At 37.2% G+C, this 23897-nt stretch carries 25 protein-coding genes and 2 other annotated features; of the genes, 19 read left to right on the top strand and 6 right to left on the bottom strand.

Annotation, left to right across the window (positions count from 1 at the left end):
• Positions 1 to 11: 11 nt before the first annotated feature.
• The 3 genes from MHB39_RS15040 (at position 12) to MHB39_RS15030 (ending at position 3757) form a co-directional block, all read left to right on the top strand.
• A complete protein-coding gene (locus tag MHB39_RS15040; RefSeq protein WP_016995357.1) occupies positions 12 to 491 on the top strand; it encodes a DUF456 domain-containing protein in 480 nt (159 codons plus the stop codon).
• 175 nt (positions 492 to 666) lie between these two features.
• Entirely contained in the window at positions 667 to 1272 is a 606-nt protein-coding gene (locus tag MHB39_RS15035; protein WP_016995356.1) for a superoxide dismutase, read from the top strand.
• Positions 1273 to 1552: 280 nt separating this feature from the next.
• Complete coding sequence (locus tag MHB39_RS15030) at positions 1553 to 3757, top strand: penicillin-binding protein 2 (RefSeq protein ID WP_342544397.1); 2205 nt, start codon at positions 1553 to 1555, stop codon at positions 3755 to 3757.
• Between the two features lie 404 nt (positions 3758 to 4161).
• On the opposite strand, the gene MHB39_RS15025 is transcribed toward MHB39_RS15030, so the two are convergent.
• Positions 4162 to 4353, bottom strand: coding sequence for a hypothetical protein (locus tag MHB39_RS15025; RefSeq protein WP_131520597.1), 192 nt, complete (start codon positions 4351 to 4353; stop codon positions 4162 to 4164).
• A 243-nt stretch (positions 4354 to 4596) separates the two neighbouring features.
• On the opposite strand from MHB39_RS15025, the gene MHB39_RS15020 reads away from it, so the two are divergent.
• From MHB39_RS15020 to MHB39_RS14980, 9 genes are all read left to right on the top strand, one after another.
• A complete protein-coding gene (locus MHB39_RS15020) occupies positions 4597 to 5571 on the top strand; it encodes a PstS family phosphate ABC transporter substrate-binding protein (protein ID WP_036076192.1) in 975 nt (324 codons plus the stop codon).
• Positions 5572 to 5635: 64 nt separating this feature from the next.
• Positions 5636 to 6583 carry a phosphate ABC transporter permease subunit PstC gene (gene pstC, locus MHB39_RS15015; RefSeq protein WP_339280159.1) on the top strand — a complete coding sequence of 316 codons (948 nt, stop codon included), beginning with the start codon at positions 5636 to 5638 and terminating at the stop codon, positions 6581 to 6583.
• Between the two features lies 1 nt (position 6584).
• The gene (pstA, locus tag MHB39_RS15010) at positions 6585 to 7463 is read left to right on the top strand and encodes a phosphate ABC transporter permease PstA (protein ID WP_016992372.1); all 879 of its coding nucleotides are present in this window, start codon (positions 6585 to 6587) and stop codon (positions 7461 to 7463) included.
• 12 nt (positions 7464 to 7475) lie between these two features.
• Positions 7476 to 8309 (top strand): phosphate ABC transporter ATP-binding protein PstB, encoded by an 834-nt coding sequence (gene pstB / locus MHB39_RS15005; protein WP_036076191.1) that lies wholly within the window; start codon positions 7476 to 7478, stop codon positions 8307 to 8309.
• A gap of 12 nt (positions 8310 to 8321) precedes the next feature.
• Positions 8322 to 8981, top strand: a complete 660-nt coding sequence (gene phoU / locus MHB39_RS15000; RefSeq protein WP_036076190.1) for a phosphate signaling complex protein PhoU — start codon at positions 8322 to 8324, stop codon at positions 8979 to 8981.
• A 177-nt stretch (positions 8982 to 9158) separates the two neighbouring features.
• The gene (locus tag MHB39_RS14995; RefSeq protein WP_016992369.1) at positions 9159 to 10031 is read left to right on the top strand and encodes a hypothetical protein; all 873 of its coding nucleotides are present in this window, start codon (positions 9159 to 9161) and stop codon (positions 10029 to 10031) included.
• A 74-nt stretch (positions 10032 to 10105) separates the two neighbouring features.
• A complete protein-coding gene (locus MHB39_RS14990) occupies positions 10106 to 11173 on the top strand; it encodes a mechanosensitive ion channel domain-containing protein (RefSeq protein ID WP_342544394.1) in 1068 nt (355 codons plus the stop codon).
• A gap of 39 nt (positions 11174 to 11212) precedes the next feature.
• Positions 11213 to 11423 (top strand) — a binding site (T-box leader).
• Positions 11424 to 11561: 138 nt separating this feature from the next.
• Entirely contained in the window at positions 11562 to 12947 is a 1386-nt protein-coding gene (gene trpE / locus MHB39_RS14985) for an anthranilate synthase component I (RefSeq protein WP_036076187.1), read from the top strand.
• The gene (locus MHB39_RS14980; protein ID WP_342544392.1) at positions 12944 to 13516 is read left to right on the top strand and encodes an aminodeoxychorismate/anthranilate synthase component II; all 573 of its coding nucleotides are present in this window, start codon (positions 12944 to 12946) and stop codon (positions 13514 to 13516) included. The genes trpE and MHB39_RS14980 overlap by 4 nt, the downstream gene beginning before the upstream one ends.
• A gap of 43 nt (positions 13517 to 13559) precedes the next feature.
• On the opposite strand, the gene MHB39_RS14975 is transcribed toward MHB39_RS14980, so the two are convergent.
• Together MHB39_RS14975 and MHB39_RS14970 are read right to left on the bottom strand one after the other, a co-directional pair.
• The gene (locus MHB39_RS14975) at positions 13560 to 14042 is read right to left on the bottom strand and encodes a hypothetical protein (RefSeq protein WP_312124286.1); all 483 of its coding nucleotides are present in this window, start codon (positions 14040 to 14042) and stop codon (positions 13560 to 13562) included.
• A 3-nt stretch (positions 14043 to 14045) separates the two neighbouring features.
• A complete protein-coding gene (locus MHB39_RS14970; protein WP_258859755.1) occupies positions 14046 to 14498 on the bottom strand; it encodes a hypothetical protein in 453 nt (150 codons plus the stop codon).
• A 150-nt stretch (positions 14499 to 14648) separates the two neighbouring features.
• Between MHB39_RS14970 and rpmG the strand changes: the two genes are divergently transcribed.
• From rpmG to tyrS, 6 genes are all read left to right on the top strand, one after another.
• Positions 14649 to 14798, top strand: a complete 150-nt coding sequence (rpmG, locus tag MHB39_RS14965) for a 50S ribosomal protein L33 (RefSeq protein ID WP_008408521.1) — start codon at positions 14649 to 14651, stop codon at positions 14796 to 14798.
• A 112-nt stretch (positions 14799 to 14910) separates the two neighbouring features.
• Positions 14911 to 15504: a 5-formyltetrahydrofolate cyclo-ligase gene (locus MHB39_RS14960; protein WP_312124280.1), complete on the top strand. Its 594-nt coding sequence runs from the start codon at positions 14911 to 14913 to the stop codon at positions 15502 to 15504.
• On the top strand, positions 15497 to 15706 hold the full coding sequence (locus tag MHB39_RS14955) for a YqgQ family protein (RefSeq protein ID WP_004231021.1): 210 nt from the start codon (positions 15497 to 15499) through the stop codon (positions 15704 to 15706). Before MHB39_RS14960 ends, MHB39_RS14955 begins: the two co-directional genes overlap by 8 nt.
• Before the next feature lie 280 nt (positions 15707 to 15986).
• Entirely contained in the window at positions 15987 to 17882 is a 1896-nt protein-coding gene (locus MHB39_RS14950) for an LTA synthase family protein (RefSeq protein ID WP_026023461.1), read from the top strand.
• Between the two features lie 162 nt (positions 17883 to 18044).
• Positions 18045 to 19697, top strand: a complete 1653-nt coding sequence (locus tag MHB39_RS14945; protein WP_339280866.1) for an IS1182 family transposase — start codon at positions 18045 to 18047, stop codon at positions 19695 to 19697.
• Positions 19698 to 19933: 236 nt separating this feature from the next.
• Positions 19934 to 20174 (top strand) — a binding site (T-box leader).
• A gap of 144 nt (positions 20175 to 20318) precedes the next feature.
• Positions 20319 to 21533, top strand: a complete 1215-nt coding sequence (tyrS, locus tag MHB39_RS14940) for a tyrosine--tRNA ligase (protein ID WP_342544389.1) — start codon at positions 20319 to 20321, stop codon at positions 21531 to 21533.
• A 55-nt stretch (positions 21534 to 21588) separates the two neighbouring features.
• Here tyrS and MHB39_RS14935 read toward each other — a convergent pair whose 3' ends face one another.
• On the bottom strand, positions 21589 to 21768 hold the full coding sequence (locus MHB39_RS14935; protein WP_016993959.1) for a DUF2759 domain-containing protein: 180 nt from the start codon (positions 21766 to 21768) through the stop codon (positions 21589 to 21591).
• 169 nt (positions 21769 to 21937) lie between these two features.
• Between MHB39_RS14935 and MHB39_RS14930 the strand changes: the two genes are divergently transcribed.
• Positions 21938 to 22582, top strand: a complete 645-nt coding sequence (locus tag MHB39_RS14930; protein ID WP_312124277.1) for an MBL fold metallo-hydrolase — start codon at positions 21938 to 21940, stop codon at positions 22580 to 22582.
• Positions 22583 to 22657: 75 nt separating this feature from the next.
• Here the strand turns inward: MHB39_RS14930 and MHB39_RS14925 are convergent, their stop codons facing one another.
• Both MHB39_RS14925 and MHB39_RS14920 read right to left on the bottom strand, forming a co-directional pair.
• Positions 22658 to 22900 (bottom strand): DUF2626 family protein, encoded by a 243-nt coding sequence (locus MHB39_RS14925; RefSeq protein WP_004231035.1) that lies wholly within the window; start codon positions 22898 to 22900, stop codon positions 22658 to 22660.
• A 117-nt stretch (positions 22901 to 23017) separates the two neighbouring features.
• Positions 23018 to 23728: a helix-turn-helix domain-containing protein gene (locus MHB39_RS14920; protein ID WP_036076172.1), complete on the bottom strand. Its 711-nt coding sequence runs from the start codon at positions 23726 to 23728 to the stop codon at positions 23018 to 23020.
• Positions 23729 to 23897 lie beyond the last annotated feature (169 nt).

Genomic DNA, 23897 nt, shown 5'->3' with positions numbered 1-23897 from the left:
AGAGAAACTTTATGGAAGTTGTTGGCTGGATCTTAGTGATTGCCTGCTTTATTATTTCATTTGTTGGTTTAGTGTATCCAATCATTCCTGGTGTACTGTTTTTAGTTGGTGGATTTTTGCTCTATGGCTTATTTTTCTCATTCGCAGAGTTAAGCTGGTGGTTCTGGATTATTGAAATATTATTTGTCGTGCTGTTATTTGGTGCGGACACACTGGCAAATGCATTTGGTATAAAAAAATTTGGTGGCTCCACCGCAGGAATGTGGGGAAGTACCATTGGCTTATTATTCGGTCCATTTGTCATCCCTGTGGCTGGGATTTTAATTGGCCCATTTTTAGGGGCAGTGATCGCTGAATTAATTGTAGAGAAGCGAACATTTAGTGAGGCTGTGAAAAGTGGCGTTGGCTCATTGGTAGGCTTTTTAACTTCTACTATTGCAAAGGCTGTAATTCAAATCGTGATGATTATTGTATTTTTTATCGCCATTTAATGTCTCATTTTTAAGGTTTAGTGTGAGGGATGAAGGGGTAAGATAGTAAACGTATCGGTATTTCGGTCAAAAGGCTGAAATCTTCAAATTGAAGTATTTTTCGTTGAATGGTTTGACCAATTTTGATAATCTAAGGATGTACTAATTATTTCTTATTTTAGGGAGGAACTTAACAATGGCTTACGAATTACCACAATTAACTTACGCTTATGACGCATTAGAACCACATATCGATGCAAAAACAATGGAAATTCACCATTCTAAACACCACAATACTTATGTAACAAACTTAAACGCAGCAGTAGAAGGTACTGAGTTTGCAGAAAAAGACATCAACGACTTAATCGCAAATCTAGATGCTCTTCCAGCTGACAAACAAACTGCTGTACGCAACAACGGTGGCGGACATGCTAACCATACATTATTCTGGGAAGTAATCGCTCCAGGCGGTTCAAATACACCTGTTGGTGAAGTAGCAAAAGCAATCGATGCTAAATTCGGTTCTTTCGATGCTTTCAAAGAAGAATTTGCTAAAGCTGCTACAACTCGCTTCGGTTCAGGTTGGGCTTGGTTAATCGTTGATGGTGACTCAGTTGCTGTTACGTCTACTCCAAACCAAGACTCTCCAGTAATGGAAGGCAAAACACCAGTTTTAGGCTTAGATGTATGGGAACATGCATACTACCTAAACTATCAAAACCGTCGTCCAGATTACATCGGTGCATTCTGGAACGTAGTAAACTGGGATGTAGTAGAAGCTAAATTCCAAGCTGCAAAATAATAACGAATACTTGGCTATGCCTAAAGTGAGCAATCACGGAGGCATAGCCTTTTTTTATTGGATAAAACAGCAAATTAAGGGATGGGAGCTAGAGATTTATGGATAGAGAAGCCGAAATATATGGAGAGCATAAAATAGGGCAACCTTTCTACATAAAGTACCGTCAAATAAATGATGTTTTACATAAGAAATCGTAAGTGCGTGCTTTTCTGTCATACCGTCGAATGGTATACTAGGTATCGTGTATTGAAATGATCAGAAGATGAGGAGGGGAATACATATGCGCAAAGCACCCGGGAAAAATCGCGCGGCGAGTGTTAAAGCAAAACATCATTCTAATTTAACATTTCGTATGAATATCCTTTTCTTTGCAATATTTATCGTATTTTCAATGTTAATTTTTAGACTTGGCTATATGCAGATCGTCAAAGGGGAAGATTATGTACGTGATTTAGAACGTAAAGAAGAGGTACCTGTTAATACAAGTGTGCCAAGGGGGCGTATGTATGATCGATACGGGCGTATTTTAGTAGATAATCACCCAGAGAATGCCATTACGTATACGAAGATGCAAACAACCACAACAGAGGAAATGCTTGATATCGCGAAAAAGCTGGCACAATTAATTGAACAGCCAACAAAGCGTGTCACATTGCGTGATAAACAGGATTTTTGGATACTACAAAATCACGATGCTGCCTATGCAAAAATCACCAAGGCAGAAGAGGATAAAATCCGAGCACAAGAAAATATTACAACAAGCCAAATCAATGCAGAGATTGATAAACTGGTACGCGAACGTATAACAAATGATGAACTTTTACAATTAACAGAGGCAGATTTAGAGGTATTAGCGATTTATCGTGAAATGGTATCTGGCTATAATCTATCTCCTCAAATCATTAAAAGTGAGAATGTATCAGCAGATGAATTTGCACGTGTATCTGAGCGTTTAACTGAACTACCAGGTGTTAACACAACAACAGACTGGAAACGTGTCAAATTATCATCTTTATCTATTCTTGGACGTACAACGGTTCCAACAAAAGGGATACCGAAAGAGAAGCTCAATTATTATTTAGCACGTGACTACTCGCGTAATGACCGTGTAGGAGAAAGTTACATTGAAGCACAATATGAAGAATTACTACAAGGTCAAAAAACCGTTGTTAAAAACATTACCAATAAAAAAGGCCAGGTAGTCGACACAGTAACAACCTATGAAGGGGAGCCAGGTAAAGATTTAATCCTTTCATTGGATAGTGAGCTACAGGCGGAAACAGATAAGATTGTGGAAGAAGAACTGCTTAATTTAAAGGCACTTCCTGGATCGTATTTATTAGATCGCGCCTTTTTAATTATGATGGACCCGAATACTGGGGACATCTTATCTATGGTTGGTAAGAAAATAGAAAAAGATCCTGACACAGGAAAAAATATGATCGTTGACTATGCTTATGGATCATTTACAACGGCTTATGAAGCAGGTTCATCCGTTAAAGCAGCGACAGTTCTTACTGGTTACAACCAAGGTGTAATTTCGATGGGTACTTCAATGGGAGACGAGCCGATTAAATTGGCTAGCACGGATCCGAAAACGTCTATTTTTAACAGGGGTGGATATATCCCGATGAATGACTTGTTGGCATTAGAACGTTCTTCCAACTCCTATATGTTTAAAATTGCGTTGCTGCTTAATGGAACACCTTATAGTTATGGTATGCCATTACGCTTAAAGGACGATACGTTCTCAAAAATGCGTAATAATTATGCGCAATTTGGTTTAGGTGTGAAAACAGGCATTGATTTACCAAATGAATTTAGCGGAGTGCGTGGTCCATCAGGTCCAACAATGGGTGGTAAAACACTTGACTTGGCGATTGGTCAGTATGATACGTATACACCACTTCAACTTGCGCAATATATTTCAACAGTTGCTAATGGTGGCTATCGTATTCAGCCACATGTTGTAAAAGAGGTTCGTGACCCATCGCAGGATGGCAAACAATTAGGCCAATTAGTGACAGAAGTAGGACCAACTATTTTAAATCAAATTGATAATCCAAAAGAGGAAATCGATTATGTAAAACAAGGATTGCGTCGAGTATATACTGGTAATCAAGGTACAGCAAGAGCTCAATTTGCGGATACTCCATATACAGCTGCTGGGAAAACTGGTACTGCAGAGGTAGTATACTATGGTCCACTACGTGAATACTTTGGTACAAACACGATTAACTTAACGCATGTTGGTTTTGCACCATATGAAAATCCTGAAATTGCCTATGCAGTTGTGATCCCATGGGTTAATACAAATTTAGCTCCACACTACTATCAAAATAATGTCATCGCTAGACGTTCTTTAGATAAATACTTTGAATTAAAAGCCAAATATCAAGCTGAAAAAGTGACAGATAGTAATGTAAAACAGCCAATTTTACCAGCGATTACAGAAGAAAAAATTGGTGAGGATGAACAGGAATAAAGGGCATGGGGTATGCTCTAATACAAAAAACAGATTTGGAAAATTTATTTTCCAAATCTGTTTTTATTTTAACCTTTTCAAGACGAATCATTAATTTTAAATGATGGGCTAATTCATTAACTATAAAAACAACAAGGGTTGCTGAGATGCGGGGCGTATACAGAAAAAGATGACGCTCTACTTTTTTAGTAGTGTTCATTATTTCTATATTGATAGCATGGTCGACTTATCGTTCTTCAGTGTATTGAAGAATCTTTAAATGTAGCGGGAAAGACATTGTGCATAATTCAAAGGAACTTGTCAAAATTGATGAACTCAATCAGTCAGTTGCGAAATTTAAACTGTACTACGTAGTGAAAGGGGCGTTTGCATAGCAAAACGCCCCTTTAAAATATTAAGTGCCTTTATGCGGATAATTGCTGAATGGCTAATTCAAATTGCTCTCTTGGTTTTACCCCATAAAGTTCTATATTGTTATAGAAATAAGAAGCTAGCATAAAATCAATCGCCTCTTGAAGTGTGTAGTCCCGATGTTCCATTACTAATGATAAATATGTTTTAAAATAATCAGCATTTTGTACTTTTGCATGTTTCATGACAAAGGTCAAACTCTCCTTATCATTAAAATAAATATTTCCTGACACAATTGCTTATTATAACACCTTTCTAATAGGAAGCAAGTTTCTTCAATTGTAAATGCATCTTTACAATCGTTTACAAAGCATTACATTCCTTTACATCTCTTTTACGAACCGTTTATACGACTTCAACATTCAGTCATTATAGTAAAGATTGTAAGACAAATAACTATAAAACAGTTCATGACGGAGGCAAATGAGATGAAAAAGTGGAAGTACTTAACGATGACAGCAGTAATGGGTTCTGCATTAATGCTAGGTGCATGTGGTAGCGATTCTGCACAAAACGGAAACAATGCAGAAACGAACGCACCAGCAAGCTCAGGACAAGAAGCTGCTGATGAAAAGCTACAAGGGGCTGTAGCTGGAGATGGCTCATCAACAGTAGCACCAATCATTGAGGCAGTTGTTGAAGAGTATGCAGGTACACAACCAGATGTCAAAGTATCAGTGGGGGTTTCTGGTACTGGTGGTGGTTTTGAAAAATTCATCGCAGGTGAAACAGACTTTTCAAATGCATCTCGTAATATAAAAGATGAAGAGAAAAAGAAATTAGAAGAAGCGGGCATTGATTTTACAGAGTTAGCTTTAGCATATGACGGATTATCAGTAGTAGTGAATCCAGAAAATGATTGGGCGAAGGATTTAACTGTAGAACAACTACAAAAAATTTGGATTGAAGATGGGAAAGAGAAAAAATGGTCTGATATTGATCCATCTTGGCCAGATGAAAAAATCGTTTACTATTCACCAGGTACTGATTCAGGCACATACGACTACTTTGATGAAGTGATTTTAGATGGAGCAGATCTAGTAAGCTCAGCAACATTATCAGAGGATGATAATATGCTAGTGCAAGGTGTGGCTGGTGATAAAAACGCTATCGGTTTCTTCGGTTATGCTTACTACCTTGAAAATAAAGATAAATTAAATATTGTAAAAATAAATGGCGTAGAGCCAACAAGTGAAACAATTGAAGGTGGCGAATATAAACCACTTTCACGTCCACTATTCACATACGTGAAAAATAGTGCGATGAAGGACAATGAGGCAGCATACGACTTCATTAAATTTACACTTGAAAACGCAGGTGATATGGCTGAAGCAGTTGGCTATGTTCGTTTACCTGAAGAAAAATATACTGAAGGCTTAAAAACTTTAGAAGGCTTAAAATAAGAAGACATGCATAGAGGGAAAGAGATGTATGCTCTTTCCCTCACTTATTTGAAAGGAGCTCCCAATGGTTTCTCAAAAGGAAGATAAGACATCATCTGTGCAGCAATTAATTGCAAATTCGCGCAATCAAAAAACGAAGAAAATAGTGGAAAAAGCCATGCCAGCTCTATTATTTTCTGCAGCAATTATTTCGATATTAACAACATTTGGCATTGTTTTCACCCTTATTTTTGAAACGTTTGAATTCTTTAAACGTGTGTCGATTACGGATTTCCTTTTCGGTACAAAATGGTTACCATTTTCAGGTAACGAACCGTTGTTTGGGATATTGCCATTAATCGCTGGTACATTAAAAGTGACACTTATTGCAGTTGTAGTAGCTGTACCATTTGGAATAGCTTCAGCTATCTATTTAAGTGAATATGCAAGTGAGAAGACAAGACGTATAGTGAAACCAATTTTAGAGGTATTAGCAGGTGTGCCAACAATTGTTTATGGCTTCTTTGCCTTAACATTTGTCACACCAGTTTTACAAGAAATTGTACCTGGACTCAAACTATTTAATGCTTTAAGTCCTGGTATTGTTGTAGGAATTATGATTTTACCAATGATTACATCTCTTTCAGAAGATGCCATGTCATCAGTACCAAATAGTATGCGTGAAGGAGCTTTAGCTCTAGGTGCGACGAAATTTGAGGTAGCAATCAAAGTAGTACTACCCGCTGCACTTTCAGGGATTGTGGCTTCTGTTGTGTTAGCTATTTCCCGGGCAATTGGAGAAACAATGATTGTATCACTAGCAGGTGGTTCGACACCGAAATTTGACCTCAGTGTGACAGACTCTATTCAAACAATGACTGCATACATTGTACAGGTTTCAACTGGTGATGCGGGCTATGGTACAACTATTTATTACTCTATTTATTCAGTAGGATTCACACTATTTATCTTTACACTAGTAATGAATTTACTTGCTCATTATATTTCGAAACGCTTCAGGGAGGTTTACTAGCATGCGCTATATGGATGACACGGTCGTCATGAAACGAATGACAAAGCGTATTACAGCAAATAAAGTTTGGAAAACCCTATTTTTCTTAGCTACTACATTTGCACTTGTTACTCTAGCTGTTTTACTGTACCGCATTGTGACACAGGGAATTGATTACTTAAACATCGATTTTTTGACGAATTTTGCATCACGATTTGCGGATAAGGCAGGTATCAAAGCTGCTTTAATCGGTTCGCTTTGGTTAATGGCAGTTGTGGCACCCGTATCGATTATTTTAGGTGTAGGTACTGCGATTTATTTAGAAGAGTATGCAAAGAAAAATAAAATCAATGACTTTATTCGTATGAATATATCGAATCTAGCAGGTGTTCCTTCCATTGTTTTTGGATTACTTGGATTAACAATTTTCGTACGTATGATGGGTCTAGGAAAAAGTATTTTAGCAGCTGGTTTTACAATGAGTTTGTTAATTTTACCTGTTATCATTGTAGCGGCTCAAGAGGCCATTCGTGCAGTGCCAAATGAACAACGTGAAGCTTCGTATGGCATGGGTGCAACGAAATGGCAAACGATTTTGCGTGTTGTCTTACCAGCAGCAATTCCAGGTATTTTAACAGGAAGTATTTTAGCCTTGTCTCGTGCCATCGGAGAAACAGCTCCACTAGTTGTAATCGGAATTCCAGTTATCCTGCAGTTTTTACCGAATGGTTTATTGAGTCAATTTACAGCACTACCGATGCAAATCTATGATTGGGCAAAACGACCACAAGAAGCCTTTCAGTATGTAGCAGCAGCAGGTATTTTAGTGCTTATGACAGTGCTGTTATTGATGAATTCTATTGCCATATATATTCGAAATAAATTCCAAAAACGTTATTAATGAGGTGACCTTATGGTACTAGATTTTAAAGAGGAAAAAACAATTGTCAAAAGGAATCAAGCAACGACGAAGTCTATAACAGATGTGGCGAAAAATATTGTCTACGATACACGAAATTTAAACCTATGGTATGGTGATCACCATGGCTTAAAAGATGTTAATTTAAGCATCTATGAAAATGAAGTAACGGCGATTATTGGGCCATCTGGCTGTGGGAAATCTACGTATCTAAAAACATTAAACCGCATGGTTGAACTTGTACCAATTGTTCGTACATCAGGAGAAATTTTATATCGTGAGCGTAATATTTTAGATAAAAACTATACGGTAGAGGAATTAAGAACACGTGTGGGAATGGTGTTCCAAAAGCCAAACCCATTCCCAAAATCTATTTATGATAACATTGCCTATGGACCAAGAATTCATGGCATTAAAAATAAAAAAATTCTAGATGAAATTGTGGAGAAATCACTAAGAGGGGCAGCCATTTGGGATGAGGTAAAAGATCGTTTGAATCAAAATGCCTACGGATTATCAGGTGGTCAGCAACAACGTATTTGTATTGCACGCTGCTTAGCGATTGAGCCTGATGTCATCTTAATGGATGAGCCAACATCTGCCTTGGACCCGATTTCTACGTTGAAAGTGGAAGAGCTTGTACAAGAGCTGAAAAAGGATTATTCCATTGTCATTGTGACACATAATATGCAGCAAGCGGCACGTATTTCTGATCGTACAGCATTCTTCCTAAGTGGAGAGGTTGTCGAGTACGATAAAACGGATGTTATTTTCCAAACACCAGCAGATCAACGTACAGAAGACTATATTTCAGGACGTTTCGGCTAAGGAGGGCAATGAATGATCGTACGTGAACGTTTTGAACAAGAGTTAAAAGAGGTACAGGGACAATTTCTTGCAATTGCCAACAGTAGTATCATAGCTTTAAAAACAGCGTTTGAAGCATTGGTGGAGCAGGATTTAGAAAAGGCCTTAAAAATTTTAGAAGACGATTTAATCATTAATCGGCTTGAAGAAGAAATTAATGACCATGTAATCCTAATGATTGCCAAGCAACAACCAGTAGCAACGGATTTACGCCGTCTCATGGTTCTTGTAAAGGCAGCATCGGATATGGAAAGAGTAGGCGACTATGCGGTTAATATAGCTAAAGAAGCAATTCGAATTGGCAAAGAACCGATGATTTTTCCTATAACGAATCTCCAAACCATGTGCAATAAAACAGTAGAAATGCTAGAAAGTATCATGAAGGCCTTTACTGAGGAAGATACGGTACGCGCTAAAGAGATTGCAGAATTAGATGATTATGTGGACGATTTATACGGGGCAACGATTACACTTTTACTTCGTGCTGGGGTAGAAAACCCATCCCATATTTCACAGATTACGCACCTAACATTTATTTGCCGCTATTTAGAACGTTCTGCTGATCATGCAACAAATATTGCAGAGCATCTATTTTACTTAGTAAAAGGCAAACATTATGAGTTAAATAATTAAGAGAGAAGAGCTGTTTTTTAGCTCTTTTTTTCATTTGCATAAAAATATTCCCTGAAGGAGCAACATTGTCTTTTGTTGTTGCGTCTTTATAGCGAGCGTTTTTGTATTGTCAAAAAAAAAATTTGGTTATACTATAGACATTATCCAAAAAATGTGGTGCTTAGGAGGTGCTGCTATATGAATGATGCAATGGAAACCCTCATCAAGCAATTTGACAAGCAGTTGACAATAGAACAACTTGACTATTTACGTTTTCTCTATGAAAACCTGCATATAGAGGAGTTAAGTGAAGGGGAACAACATTATTTTATCGATTATTTTTTCAAGAGTGAGCCATTACGAAATATGGCAGCATTTGCTCTAGAATTGACAGATATAATGCATGAAATCCAAGAGAATATCCCTGCAATTGAGCAGGCTGAACGCCTAGCAAACGGCAAAGAGCAACGCCAGTACTATGAACGAAAATGGTCAGAGCTCAGACGTCAAAAGCTCAAGCAACAGACAACAAAAAGCGGAAATATTTACTATGTACCCTTTCATGATTATCAACAAGACCCTGGTCCGATGATTATTTGTTTAGAACAAACGACAGGCATGGCTGCTTATTCTGAGATTTGTAAAAGTATGATTTTAGCGTTATTTATGAGTGCACATCGAGAAGGCCGTGATTTATATATCATACCGTATGATCGACAAATTCATGTCCACTACCGCTTTGAAAATGGTCATTTAAATTTAGCTGATTTTAAAAGTTTTATCGAATATAAGGCAAAGGGAGAGGCAGCCATTTTACCTGTTTTACAGTTTGTGAAAGCATTGTTACAGGAAAATCAACTAGGCACAGAGGCAGATGTCATTATTTTTACAGAAGGAACACCTATTGATGGGCAGCATCTCGTTGGCAAGCAAGCTAAAAGTATGCTAAAGGAAATGAAGCAAAAATATCATGCTGAATTTTCGGTGATTGCCATGCATGAACATAATTTTAATAAACAGCAATTTTGGTTTGCTAGCAAGGCTTTTTTTGCAGATGATGCCATACAATAACAAAAAGGGGCTAACCATTACTGAAGGTCGGCTCCTTTTTGCTGGCGATACATAGGTAGTTAAAGGAGAAATACATGGATTCATTACATTGGTTATTACCTAAATTTACAGTCCCAACTTGGTTAGATGGCTTAATTGCCATCATGATTTGTTTAGTCGGGTGGCTTATTCAACGTTTCATTATCAAAAAAATTATTCATCGTGTCGTAATATTTTTAAAAGATCGTCAGCGCAATTTTCAGGCAAATGTCCTTGCGCAATTTAGTAAAGCAATTGGCTATGCCTTTATGACGACGGTCATTGTGCTAAGCTTATCTTATTTAATAAAAGTTCCTTTATTTACGCAGCCATCAACAAAGAATTTTGTATTGTCTATTATGGTGTTTTTTGCTTTTAAAGGAATTTATGATGTGTTAAATTTTTATACGAAACAACCATTTGAATTAACGAGCGAAGAGGATCAGAATGTTTTATTACCGTTTTTCCTACGAATTGGTAAAGTACTTATCATGATTTTTGCTATGTTTACCATTGCTTCCTTTTGGGATTTTAATCTGAATGGCTTTTTAACAGGCATTGGTTTAACCGGAGTAGCGATTGCCTTTGGGATTCGCGATACACTAGCGCATGTATTTGGTGGTATGTCCGTAGCCTTAGATAATCCATTCCAAATAGGAGATTGGATCGCGACAGAGGATCAAAAAATTGAAGGAACGATTGAGGATATCAATTTAAGAAGTACCTTAATTCAAACAGGAGACAAAGGGCTTGTGTATGTGCCGAACTCCTATTTAGTGAATCGTCCACTGTATAATTTATCTAAACGAGAAAAACGGAAATGTGAGCAATTTTTATATGTCGCTGCCGATAACGACGAGGATGATCTACGCAGCGCTTTAACGGCTATTCATAAGGAAATTTATTTACATGCTAAAACAGAGAAAGACATGATTCATGTATTTATAGATGAATTTCATCATGATTCGTATCGCGTGCTTGTTCGATTCTTTGTTGCGACAAATGATACCGCTGTTATGCTGGAAGTGCGGCAGGATATTTTATTTGCCATTCGTCAAATAATGGGGGAGTTATCGATTACGTTAGCTAGCCATCATGAAGATGAAAATCTACGAAAGAAATAAATTGAATTGTAAGATACTTTGCTTTACAATATTACCAAGAAATCAGCTTTGATGAAGAGTAGTAGCTAGTACAATTTGTCATAGAGAGCTAGTGGTTGGTGGAAACTAGTACAAATGTTTAGTGAATGGACTTCGGAGCTCTAATCCTGAAAACAGTATGGATTAGCGGATGCCTACGTTATAAGGCTTAAAGAGGGTCTTCTTATCAGGAGACCAATGAAGGTGGCACCACGGCTTTTCCGTCCTTTTGTGATGGAAAGGCCTTTTTATATTTTTATCTTTAGATAGCAAATGTTTTAGCTGAATGAAGAGAAAGACTTTGGCAGATCACTGTTGCTAAAGATAGATGAGGTGTAGAAGAGCAGAGCTTAGAGAAGGAGAGAAGAGTATGACAGTTGAGCTTAGAAAGTTTGCTATGAAAGTATTGCAGGGGGATATGATGACCCCAATCTCTGTGTATCAATCACTTAAAGGGCAGCATAAAATGTTGTTCGAATCCTCAGCTAAACATGAGGAAAGTGGGCGCTATTCCTTTATCGCCATCAATCCAGTGGCTGAGATAAAAGGAAATAACGAAGAATTCGTTTTCTCAAAAGGAGCAGAAAATGACAAGGTTAAAGGCAATGTGCTTGATCGATTAAAAGCCATAATACCCTTTCATGAAGAAAACTATCCTTTTGCTTTCTTTGGAGGAGCCATAGGTTTCTTTGGCTATGAAACGGCATTTTACACAGAAAAAATTGGTGACTATTTACAGGATGATTTAGCGATGCCTGATGTTCATGTTTTTTTCTATGATACATTTATTGTTTTTGATCATGTAACACAGGAAATTACACTAGCTTCAATTGACCTATTTCAGGAGGGACGTTCCTTAGTGGAGATGGAAGCTGCTATTGCGACAATGGAGCAACAGCTTTGTGCAGGTACGACCTTTGAGGCATTAAAGGTGGATGAGCTACAGTTTAAGCCAATGATTTCAAAGGAGCGGTTTGTGACCTTAGTAGAACGTGCAAAGCGGCATATTTTACGAGGCGATATTTTCCAAATTGTGTTATCGCAACGCTTTTCAGCACCGTTTACAGGTTCGCCCTTCTCACTTTATCGTCAATTACGCACATCCAATCCGTCACCCTATATGTTCTATATGGATTATGGAGACTATGTTATTTTAGGAACATCCCCAGAAAGTCTTGTAAAAGTAAGAAATCGAAAAGTGACAACCAACCCAATAGCAGGGACAAAGCCACGTGGCACGACAACAGAACAGGATGAAGCAATCGCAAATGCCTTGTTAGAAGATAGCAAGGAAATAGCTGAGCACCGTATGTTAGTGGATTTAGGTCGTAATGATCTTGGACGTATTGCTAAAGTCGGTTCCGTCAAGCTAGTCAAATACATGAATATTGAGCGCTATAAATATGTGATGCATATGGTGTCTGAGGTTATTGCCGAATTACGAGATGACCTCCATGTACTGGATGTACTTCGCGCTTGTTTACCTGCTGGTACAGTATCAGGGGCACCTAAAATACGCGCCATGCAATTGATTAATGAATTAGAACCAGTAAAACGTGGGGTGTATGCGGGAGCAGTAGGTTATATTTCGACAACTGGTGATATGGACTTGGCCCTCGCGATTCGCACGATGCTCATCAAAGATCAAAAGGCACATGTGCAGGCAGGAGCAGGTATTGTTTACGATTCGATTCCATTGTCAGAATATGAAGAAACGCTGAATAAGGCCCGTGCCCTATTGGAGGTAAAAAAATGATTTTATTAATTGATAACTACGATTCTTTTACCTATAATTTATTTCAACAAATCAGTATGCTTGGAAAAAGCGTCAAGGTTGTGCGAAATGATGCCATTACTATAGAAGAAATTCAAAAATTATCGCCAGAAGCCATTATTTTATCACCAGGACCAGGAACGCCAGATGACGCAGGTATAACGATAGAGGTCATCAAGGAACTCTATCAAAAATTCCCTATTTTAGGTATTTGTCTTGGACATCAATCTATAGGGCAGGCTTTTGGCGCAAATATTGTGCAAGCCACAAACATTATGCATGGAAAGCTGTCCCCATTACAATATGAGAAAACTGGTTTATTTGCCCAATTAGATGGAGATATCGAGGTTATGCGGTATCATTCACTTATTATTGAAGAGCAAACATTACACAAGGATTTTAAGATACTTGCAACATCGGGTGATGACGGGGAGATTATGGCCATTCAACATAAAGATTATCCTCTCTATGGGCTGCAGTTTCACCCCGAATCAATCGGTACAAAAGAAGGCAGTAGTATGATGCGAGCCTTCCTAGAAAGTATAGCGTAATAAAAAAGCTGTCGCCTAATATAATGGGCGACAGCTTTGTAAGTTATTGTTTCTTGCCTGTAATTAAATTAGCTATTTCTTCTAAAGTCATGGAAGAATGGACCTCATAGGAGCCGATTTGTAAGCTTCTCGCATATTTAGGATTAGCGAGTAGTAACTCCATTTCCACACTATTAGTAATAATGCCACCGTCTTCAAGCTTTTGTGCCACACTATACGGTGTGATACCACTATAGATTTGCAGTGACATCGTTGTAACATCCGTATTCGTTTCTTCACCAGCTTGTTCAGTTGCATCTGTCGTAGAAGTTTTTTCAGTCGTATGTACTTGCTTTAATTGATCCTTTAACGAGGCAATTTCTTGATTGGCCTTCTTTAGCTTGTTTTGTAGTTCTTCTACCTGTTGTTGATTGGAAAATTCCTTGGTAGGAAGACCGATATTTACATCGAAGCGACTTGCGAGTGCGAGTAATGCCCCAACAAGAAAAATAGCTATGCCAAATGCACGAATGGCAGACTTATTCATCAATCAACGCCCCCCGTTTGCAATCACTTGCCGAACTTGCTCTTCTGTTAAATTTGAGCGTATACTAATATCTGCTACAGAAAGACCCTGTTTATTTAATTCCAGTACCTGACTAATGATGATTTGATGAATCGGTTTTGCTGGTGCTGTTGTTTGTCCAACTTTTGAAGCCTGTGCAGCCTGTTGAACAGCCTGCATGACTTGGTGCACTTTAGGATCTTGACCTTTTGGAGGTATACTTGTTTTTGATTTCACTTGGAACTCGGGCTCTAGTAAAAGTTCTTCCTCGACAATCTTAAGGCGACGCTTTAAATTATTCGTTTCTTGGAAAATGGAGATAGATAATTCTTCGACATCTTGTTCGATTTTTTTCGAGCTATTTTTGAAAAAGAACGAAATAATAATCAGTAAAATGCCAATACTCATTAATACGATGGATAAATCCAATAGTTTCACCTCAATGTAGTATGTAATTATAAGATATTTTACCATATGCAAACTTAATATGAAATGAAGGTAGATTTTTTTTCAGTTTATGTTATAATAGGTTAGTCGTATAAATCATGCTCAAATTTAAATTCTTGATATAGAGTGGGAGGGTTAATGATGCGCGTAAATATTACTTTAGCTTGCACAGATTGCGGCGAACGTAACTACATTTCTAAAAAGAACAAGCGTAACAATCCAGAGCGTCTTGAACTTAAAAAATATTGCTCTCGCGAGAAGAAATACACTCTTCACCGTGAAACTAAGTAATCGCTCATTAAGCCAAAACCACAAGTGGTTTTGGCTTTCTACATTTTATGAAATCATTCGATGAAACGATTCCAAGAGGATATGAAGTTTTCCGATAGAGGAGGTAGCCTAAATGGATAAAACAACCTTACGAAACACGGTACGTCAAGCCCTTGCAACTATGACGGATGAAGACTATCATCATCAATCATTAGCTGTGTTAAAAAAGGTGCTACAGGAACCATATATAATAGAAGCAAAAACAATTGGCATGACTATTTCAAATATGCCAGAAGTCGACACAATTCTTTTAATTGAGGAATTATGGAAACTAGGTAAAAAGGTCGCAGTTCCTAAGTGTCACCCGAAAACAAGAGAAATGTCATTTTACGTCATTGAATCATTTTCACAGCTTGAAACTGTATATATGCATTTGCGTGAGCCCATTCCAGCAATATGTGAGTTTGTTGACGCAAATGAGATGGATATCATTGTTGTACCAGGCGTTGTTTTTGATCCATACGGTTATCGAATCGGCTATGGCGGTGGTTATTATGACCGCTATGTATTAAACTATAATAAGGGTAAGCTAATGTCGCTGCTCTTTGATGAGCAAATCATTGATTGTGTTCCTACTGAAGCACATGATTGCCCAGTAGATATCATGGTGACGCCCACAAAACGTATTGACTGTGTTGCACAACGAGGAGCGAATGAAAATGGATAAAATGCTAGATATTTATGAACTCTTGAAAACATATGGGACCTATATTTATACACGTGATCCAATTGGCGATTTGATGTTGATGGAGGATGAAATACGTGAGCTCTATAAAGCGAATGTACTAGATATAAAAGATTATCAAATGGCCTTGCTACTTATTCGACAAGAAACAACAAGACTTCGTATGGAAGAGCATAAAAAGTAATGTTTGAAATATAATGTAATTGGGTATTGTAAAATTAATGTAACATGTATGTAATATTCTGAAAAACAGTGGGTTTCCGCTGTTTTTATGTTTTTACGAAACTTTTTACAATGCAAAACGTATATATAGATATCTGGTGCATAGAAAGAGCAAAGAGAAAAAATTTTCCATAAGATATGTGTTGATTATCTGTTAAAAAAGGATTAATATATATTTTGTTTCCGTAACAAAATGTAAATAATTATTATTTTTTTGTAAGGAAGTAGGGAGGATGTTAGGAATGAAATCAATAAAGTGGCCTAAACATTCATTTATGATACTAGCAATTATAGCAACTTGGATCAAAACGGTCATTGTTTACCACACAAGCTTTGAAATGAAAATTGAAAATGCAATGCAACAGTTTATTTTATTTATTAATCCATTAAGCTTCTTGCTATTTACGTATGGTTTATCACTATTCTTTAAATCAGCAAAAGCTAGAAATCGTTATCTGATTACAGTCAGCGTTATTTTATCCATAGTTTTATACGGTAATGTAGCGTTCTATCGATTCTACAATGATTTTATTACGCTACCAGTATTATTCCAAACAAGTAACTTTAGTGACTTAGGAACATCAGTAGCAGCCATTGTTGAGCCTTGGGATGTATTATATTTCGTTGATGTCGTTATCTTAATCTTAGCGAATAAATTTTTACCGAGAATGAAAGATGCATTTAAAGTGAATATTGAATTCCGTCGTGCATTTTTTGTGCTTGCAATAGCAATGACATTCTTAAATTTAGGATTAGCAGAAACGGAGCGTCCACAATTACTAACACGTAGTTTTGACCGCGAATTATTAGTAAAAAACATTGGTACGTACAATTACCACTTGTATGACATTTATATTCAATCTAAATCATCTGCACAACGTGCGTTAGCCGATGGTAGTGAGCTAGTAGAAGTAAACAACTATATACGCTCTAATCAGGCTGCTGTGAATCCAGAGATGTTTGGCAAATTTAAAGGTCGTAACCTAATTGTTGTGTCAATGGAGTCATTACAAAACTTTGTCATCAATAATGACATGAATGGTCATGAGATTACGCCATTCTTAAACTCTTTAACAAAAGATAAAGATACGTATTATTTCAGTAACTTCTATCACCAAACAGGTTTAGGAAAAACATCTGACTCTGAGTTTATTGTTGAAAACTCATTGTTTGGCTTAGGTCGAGGTGCTGTATTCTTCACGCATGGTGGAAATACGTATAATTCAATGGCTGAACGCCTTGGAGAAAATGGTTACTTTACAAATGTCATGCACCCTAATAATAAATCATTCTGGAATCGTGACATGATGTACCAATCGTTAAAAATTAATAAATTCTACGATATAGATTCATATACTGTGGAAGAGGGGCAAGCTGTAAACTGGGGAATGAAAGATGTTCCATTCTTAGAGCAATCAGCTGCTTTAATGAAAGATATGCCACAGCCATTCTACTCTAGACTTATTACATTAACGAACCATTATCCATTTACATTGGACCCAGAAGATATTATGATTCCTGAATATGATTCAAATTCAGGTACATTAAATCGTTACTTCCAAACTGTACGCTACATGGATGAAGCTTTAAAAGACTTCTTCCAACAGTTAAAAGATCAAGGTGTCTATGATAACTCTATTATCGTGATGTATGGGGATCACTATGGTATTTCTGAGAACCATAATAAAGCAATGGCACAATATTTAGGAAAAGATCAAATTACACCAATGGATAATGCAATGCTTCAAGAAGTACCTTTATTCATCCACATCCCAGGAGCTGGCGATGGAAAAGAAATGACTGAGATTTCAGGACAAATGGATTTACGTCCAACGATCTTACATCTTCTTGGCGTTGAAACGTCCAAAGATATGCAAATGGGTGCAGATTTATTCTCTCCAGAGCATGAGGACTTTGTAGTCTTCCGTGATGGACGCTTTATTACAGATAAATACGTCTATGCTGGTGAAGCTTGCTATGACAAAGCAACTGGCGAAGAAATAGATGTTGAGCCATGTCAGCCTTATGCTGATCGTGCCACTATGGAGCTAGAAAACTCCGATGCCATCATCAATGGAGACTTACTTCGCTTCTATGACGAAAAAACAGGTAATTTAAAGCAGGATTCAGTAAAATAATCAAAGAGGGTGGGACAAAACCCACCTTTGAGCTGAAAAAGCCGTTGAAATTTTACGATGAGTAAAATTTCAACGGCTTTCAATAATTATTGAATAAAAATAAGGACCACTTCTGATAAAATAAAGTTACCACACAAAATTTTACAGGAAAGAAGGATCCTTATGTTCAAAAATTATAACATGAATCAATTAGTTTTGCCTCTAGATTTAGAAGTTCCATTACAAGAAAATGATATTGCTTTTGCCATCCATCATTTAGTCGAAAGTATTCCTGAGAGAACCTTCGACTCCTTTCAACGCCAAACAGGTTGCCCATCTTATCACCCACGCATGATGCTTAAAATTATTTTATGTGGCTACACGCAATCGGTTTTCTCTGGCCGTAAAATAGAAGACCTAACCAAAGACAGTATACGGATGATGTGGCTGGCCCAAGGGTATGAACCAAGCTACCGTACGATCAATCGTTTCCGTGTTCATCCCGATATGAAAGAGCTCATTCGCCAGTGTTTTGTGCAGTTCCGTGTCCAGCTTGTCCAAGAAAAAATCATCGATCAAGAGGCCATTTTTATTGATGGTACGAAGATTGAAGCAAATGCCAATAAATTCACGTTCGTTTGGAAGAAAGCAGTGGAAAAACATCATCACAATCTCGTTGAAAAATCGAATCAATTGTATAATGAGCTACTTGAAAAACAAATTATACCAGCATTGCAACGTGAAGATGAGGAGCAGCTTTCTATGGAAGAACTCACGCAAATCGCTGAAAAGTTAGAGGAAGTGGTCGAGGACTATACACAAAAAATCGATAGTACGGATGATGTCGGGATGCGGAAACAGCTGCGTAGTGAACGAAAAACGCCAAAGCAACTGTTAAAACAAGTACATGACTGGCTGATTCGTAAGCAGAGGTACGAAAAAGATTTTGAGATTTTTGACACACGCAACAGCTATTCAAAAACGGACAAAGATGCGACGTTTATGCGAATGAAAGACGATTACATGCAGAATGGACAACTAAAACCAGGCTATAACGTACAAATCGCAACAGAAGGTCAGTATGCGCTTGCCTACAGCATTTTTCCGAACCCAACGGATACACGTACGTTCATTCCATTTCTAAATGAAATCGAGCAGCATTATTTCGAGTTACCGCAATACATTGTCGCAGATGCAGGTTATGGTAGTGAACAAAACTATGAGGAGATCCTTTCGAACAGAAAACGAGAAGCACTGATTCCCTATACCATGTATGAGAAGGAGCAAAAGAAAAAGTACAAACAAAACCAATTTAACACCGATAACTGGCCATATGATAAAGAAACAGACACCTATACATGCCCGAATCAGAAACGTCTCGAATGGAAAAATCAAACTGTACGGAATGATCGGACAGGCTTCCAACATACGTTCAACATCTACGAATGCGAGGACTGTTCAGGATGTCCATTCCGTTCATCATGTACAAAAGCAAAAGAAGGCACCAATCGAAAAATGATGGTGAATGAAAAATGGGAACAACAAAAAGAATATATAAGAACAAAGCTTTCAGAAGAAAAAACGCGTACCATTTATCGTCAACGCAAAATTGACGTGGAGCCAGTTTTTGGATTCTTGAAGGCTAATTTGCGTTTCACTCGATTTTCTGTACGAGGAAAATCGAAGGTAGAAAACGAAATGGGGCTCGCATTACTGGCCGTGAATTTACGAAAATACACGGCCAACAAACAAGAACATATAAAATTAAATAGTAAAAAATGGAGAAAGGAGAATTTGAGCGAACTCAAATTCTCCTTTCTCCTTATTCGAAGCTAGTTCTGTCCCAGCCTCTTTTTATATTGCAGATAAAAAGGAATTAGTCACACGCAACCATTTATAAAATTTATTTGTGAATCTTATGCTTAAGAAAACACCCTTCACAATGTTACTACGCTAGGCAAGTGAAAACGCTTTATTGACCTTTCTCTATTGACAAAGAAAAAGAGATGATTATAATAAGTGTAAATATCTGCATAACGAAGATTTGTTTTTCGCATTTCGGAGTATAAGAGTGAAAGGCATCGAAAAGAACGAGTAACTTTAATGGAACTGACAGAGAGTAGCCGGTTGTTGAGAGGCGCAAGGGATATTAAAGTGAATACATCTTGGAGCTGCGTACCGAAACTTAAGTAGGCTACGACGGGGTTGCATCCGTAATCATTGCAGAAGTATCGCTACGGCTGTACTTGTTGAGGAGGGCTATGTGAATAGCTCTCGAAAAAAGGTGGTAACACGTTTATCTACGTCCTTTAGGAATTTCCTAAAGGCGTTTTTTTTTATGCCTTTTAAGCAGTGGATTTAGATAAAAGTTAGTAAAGCCTTGTCAACAGTCAGTACCTCATGAACTCTTATAGAGCTTGCAATATTAATATTTAATATTACAAGGAGATGTTTCGTATGTTTTTAACACCAAAGGAGCAAATAGCGATTATCAAGAAAGGCGCTAGCAAGATCGTAGATGAGCAGGATTTACTTGGAAAATTAGAGCGATCGTATAAGGAACAGCTGCCTTTAACGATTAAGCTAGGGCTCGATCCGTCCGCACCAGATATTCATTTAGGTCATGCTGTTGTTCTACGAAAAATCAAGCAAATGCAAGATTTAGGCCATCAAGCAGTTATTGTGATCGGTGATTTTACAGGACGAATTGGCGATCCTACAGGTAAAGCAAAGGGGCGAACAGCCTTAAACGACGATACAGTAAAGAAAAACGCCCAAACATATTGTGAGCAAATTTTTAAAGTGTTAGATATAAACAAGACAACGGTTCGTTTTAATAGTGAATGGTTAGCAAAACTGTCCTTTGAAGAAGTCATCAAGCTAGCAGCCACAACATCTGTTGCTCGACTTTTAGAGCGCGAGGATTTTCAGAAACGTTACCAACAGCACATACCAATTGGCATACATGAGTTTTTCTACCCACTTATGCAAGCGTATGATTCGGTAGAGCTTGAGGCAGATATAGAGTTAGGTGGAACGGATCAGACGTTCAATATTCTAATGGGGCGCACCTTACAAAAGCATCGAGGATTAGAAAAACAAATTGCTATTTTTATGCCCCTACTAGAGGGATTAGATGGCATTGAAAAAATGAGTAAGAGCTTAGGTAATTATATTGGTATCAATGAAGCACCTGAGATTATGTTTAAAAAAGTGATGGAAATACCAGATACTTTAATTATCAAATATTTCGAATTAGCAACAGATGAGCATCCACTAAAAGTGCAGGCTATTAAAGAGAGACTACAAAGGGGAGAGAATCCCCGCGATTTGAAATTTCTATTAGCAGAAATTATAACGGCTTTATATCATGGACCTACAGCAATGGAGGAAGCAAGAGCTTATTTTGAAGCAGCATTTCAAAGAAAGGAAATACCCAAAAACATTCCCATACTGCTCTTAGAAATTGATAAGGAAAGAATAATGGATATCATTCCACAACTAGTGGAAATAGGTTTTATTCATAGTAAGAGTGAGTTTTTGCGGTTAATCAAGCAAAATGGAGTCTCCTTGAATGGAGAAAAGATAGCGATGGATGATTTATCGCAAGTATTAATGAATAATGATGTCCTACAATTGGGCAAGAAACGATTTCTTCAACTCAATAAGTAATAACAAACAAAAAAAGAGCAATCTCCGAGGAGACTGCTCTTTTTTTGTCTGAATTTTAGTGTAATTTTGGTGGGTAACCGCTGTGAACAATCGTCATGATGACGAACCATCCGAATACAGCAGCACTTAATAAGTTGAAAACAACGCTTAATAGGTTCTTTTCTTTAATTGCTTGGAATGTACCAACTACAGCTAAAATCGCTACTAGACCAAAAATAACCATTAATAAGTTCATTAAAAATAGACACTCCTTTCGACATCAGAAAATGAATGTCGCAAACAATATTCCTCCTTAATTGTAAACGTTCTACTTGTTTTTGTCGAGGACTAAAATACTGCAAACTATGAACATTTATCGTCAAATTGTGGCAAAGTCTGTATAATAGGAAGTTGAGGTGATAACTATGATGAACGTACGAAGTTATTCTCTTGGTCCCGTCCAAACGAATTGCTATATCGTATCGAATAAAGAAAAAGAATGTATCGTATTTGATCCAGGCGAGGAAGCGGAGCGTCTCATTAAAACAATCCGTAGCAACGGCTTAAAACCTCTTGCTATCTTTTTAACACATGCCCATTTTGATCATATAGGGGCAGTGGATGCAGTGCGTGAGGTATTTGATGTGCCTGTATGGATTCATGAAAAGGAAGTTAGTTGGCTAGCGGATCCAACGAAGAATGGCTCTAGTAAATATGCTGCATTACCAGATTATAGGGTAGCTGCACCAGCACAAGACACAATCATCAAAAAAGAACAGCAATTTGAAATAAGTAATTTTGTTTTTCAAGCCGTTTTTACACCAGGGCATTCACCTGGGAGTATTTCCTATATCTTTGAAAAGGACGGTTTTGCCATCGTTGGAGACACATTATTTGAACAGGGTGTAGGACGTACAGATCTATTAGGTGGATCAACCAAAATCTTATTGGAATCTATCCATAATAAACTGTTGACATTACCTGAGGATACTATTATTTATCCTGGACACGGTAATTATACTACTGTAGGCGCAGAAATGGAGACAAATCCTTTTTTAAATGGATTTTAAAATTTGACTAATAAACTGTTTTAGCACATAAAAAAGCGTATCTCACCGAAAGTGAGATACGCGATTTTGTTTGTATTAATGACCGCCACCAGGTACGTGAATGAATGTTGTATAGTACGTGAAGCCAGCGAAGAATACAGTTAAATATGCTCCGAAAATGTACATGTACATACGTTCTGAAAGGTTTAAGAAGCCTAATAATAAGAATAAACCTGTATTACCTAAGAATAATAGCGATACCTCGTTCATACCTCCAAGGTAGAACATAACGGCAAAAATACCTGTCCAGAATGCCATAACTTTATACATATTATCCATGAAATTTCCCCTCCTTTTGCCCACGACACAATAATCTCTTACTCATTATAAATGATATGAAAGGTGTCTGTAAACTGGAACTTCTCCATGTTTGTGACAAACAAATGGATTTTTAATCTAGCTATCGATTTCTGTCACGTTTATTTCATATTTACATAAATCACAATTATGTATCATACTTTCCATTTGCACAAATTCATTGTTCGTAAACAATGCATCTAATTGCCCTTTTAAATAGGATTCATGTAATGAACAAACAATTTCAGAATAGGATGTCAGTTGCTCCTGGAATGGACAATTGAAAATGGAGAAGATTACTTTTTTTCCATGCTCAGTTTGTTGAATTTGTGGAATATAGCCAATTAATGCGGCATTGTCCGTTAATAGCTGAAGTTTTTCATCGAAGGAAAGAGAATTACTTAATGTCAATTCAGCACTCATATAATTTTTCATTTGCTGGTAGCCGTCTTGGTAGCTAATTTCCTGGCACTTTGTTAATGCAGATGGACCAAAGTCTTCAATTAATTGAATCGTCCATTTTAATAAACGATCTTCCTCACGTCTTGGAAAAGTGAGAGATACACCCTTTTCTGAAGCTTTATAAACACGTCCAGGTCTGCCACCTTTACCTGTTTTTACATAGTCAGCTGTAATAATGTTTATTTCTGAAAGCTTCGTTAAATGAAGTCGAGCAACGTTTGGATGGATACCGAATTTATCAGCAATATGTTGCACAGTAACTGTTTTTTTCTCTTGCAATATGTACTCATAAATAGAGTATCTTGTTTCATCGGCTAGTGTACTAGTAATTTTTAATGGATGGATCATGAGCTTCACCTCTTTAAATTATTATAAAAATTATGTTCGTCTACCAAGTGTTAGGAAAATAATCATGTTGATACTATTATATTGTATTATTGAAAAAGATACAGTTCATTTCGGCATAAATATTAATTTTTTCATGTATTTATATTCTTTTTTAGTGGAAAATTGCACT

Source organism: Lysinibacillus sp. FSL K6-4013 (genome assembly GCF_038630435.1).
Classification (GTDB): Bacteria; Bacillota; Bacilli; order Bacillales_A; family Planococcaceae; genus Lysinibacillus; species Lysinibacillus boronitolerans.
Note: the sequence above shows the minus strand (reverse complement) of the source record. Positions and strands in the feature narration are given on the sequence as shown.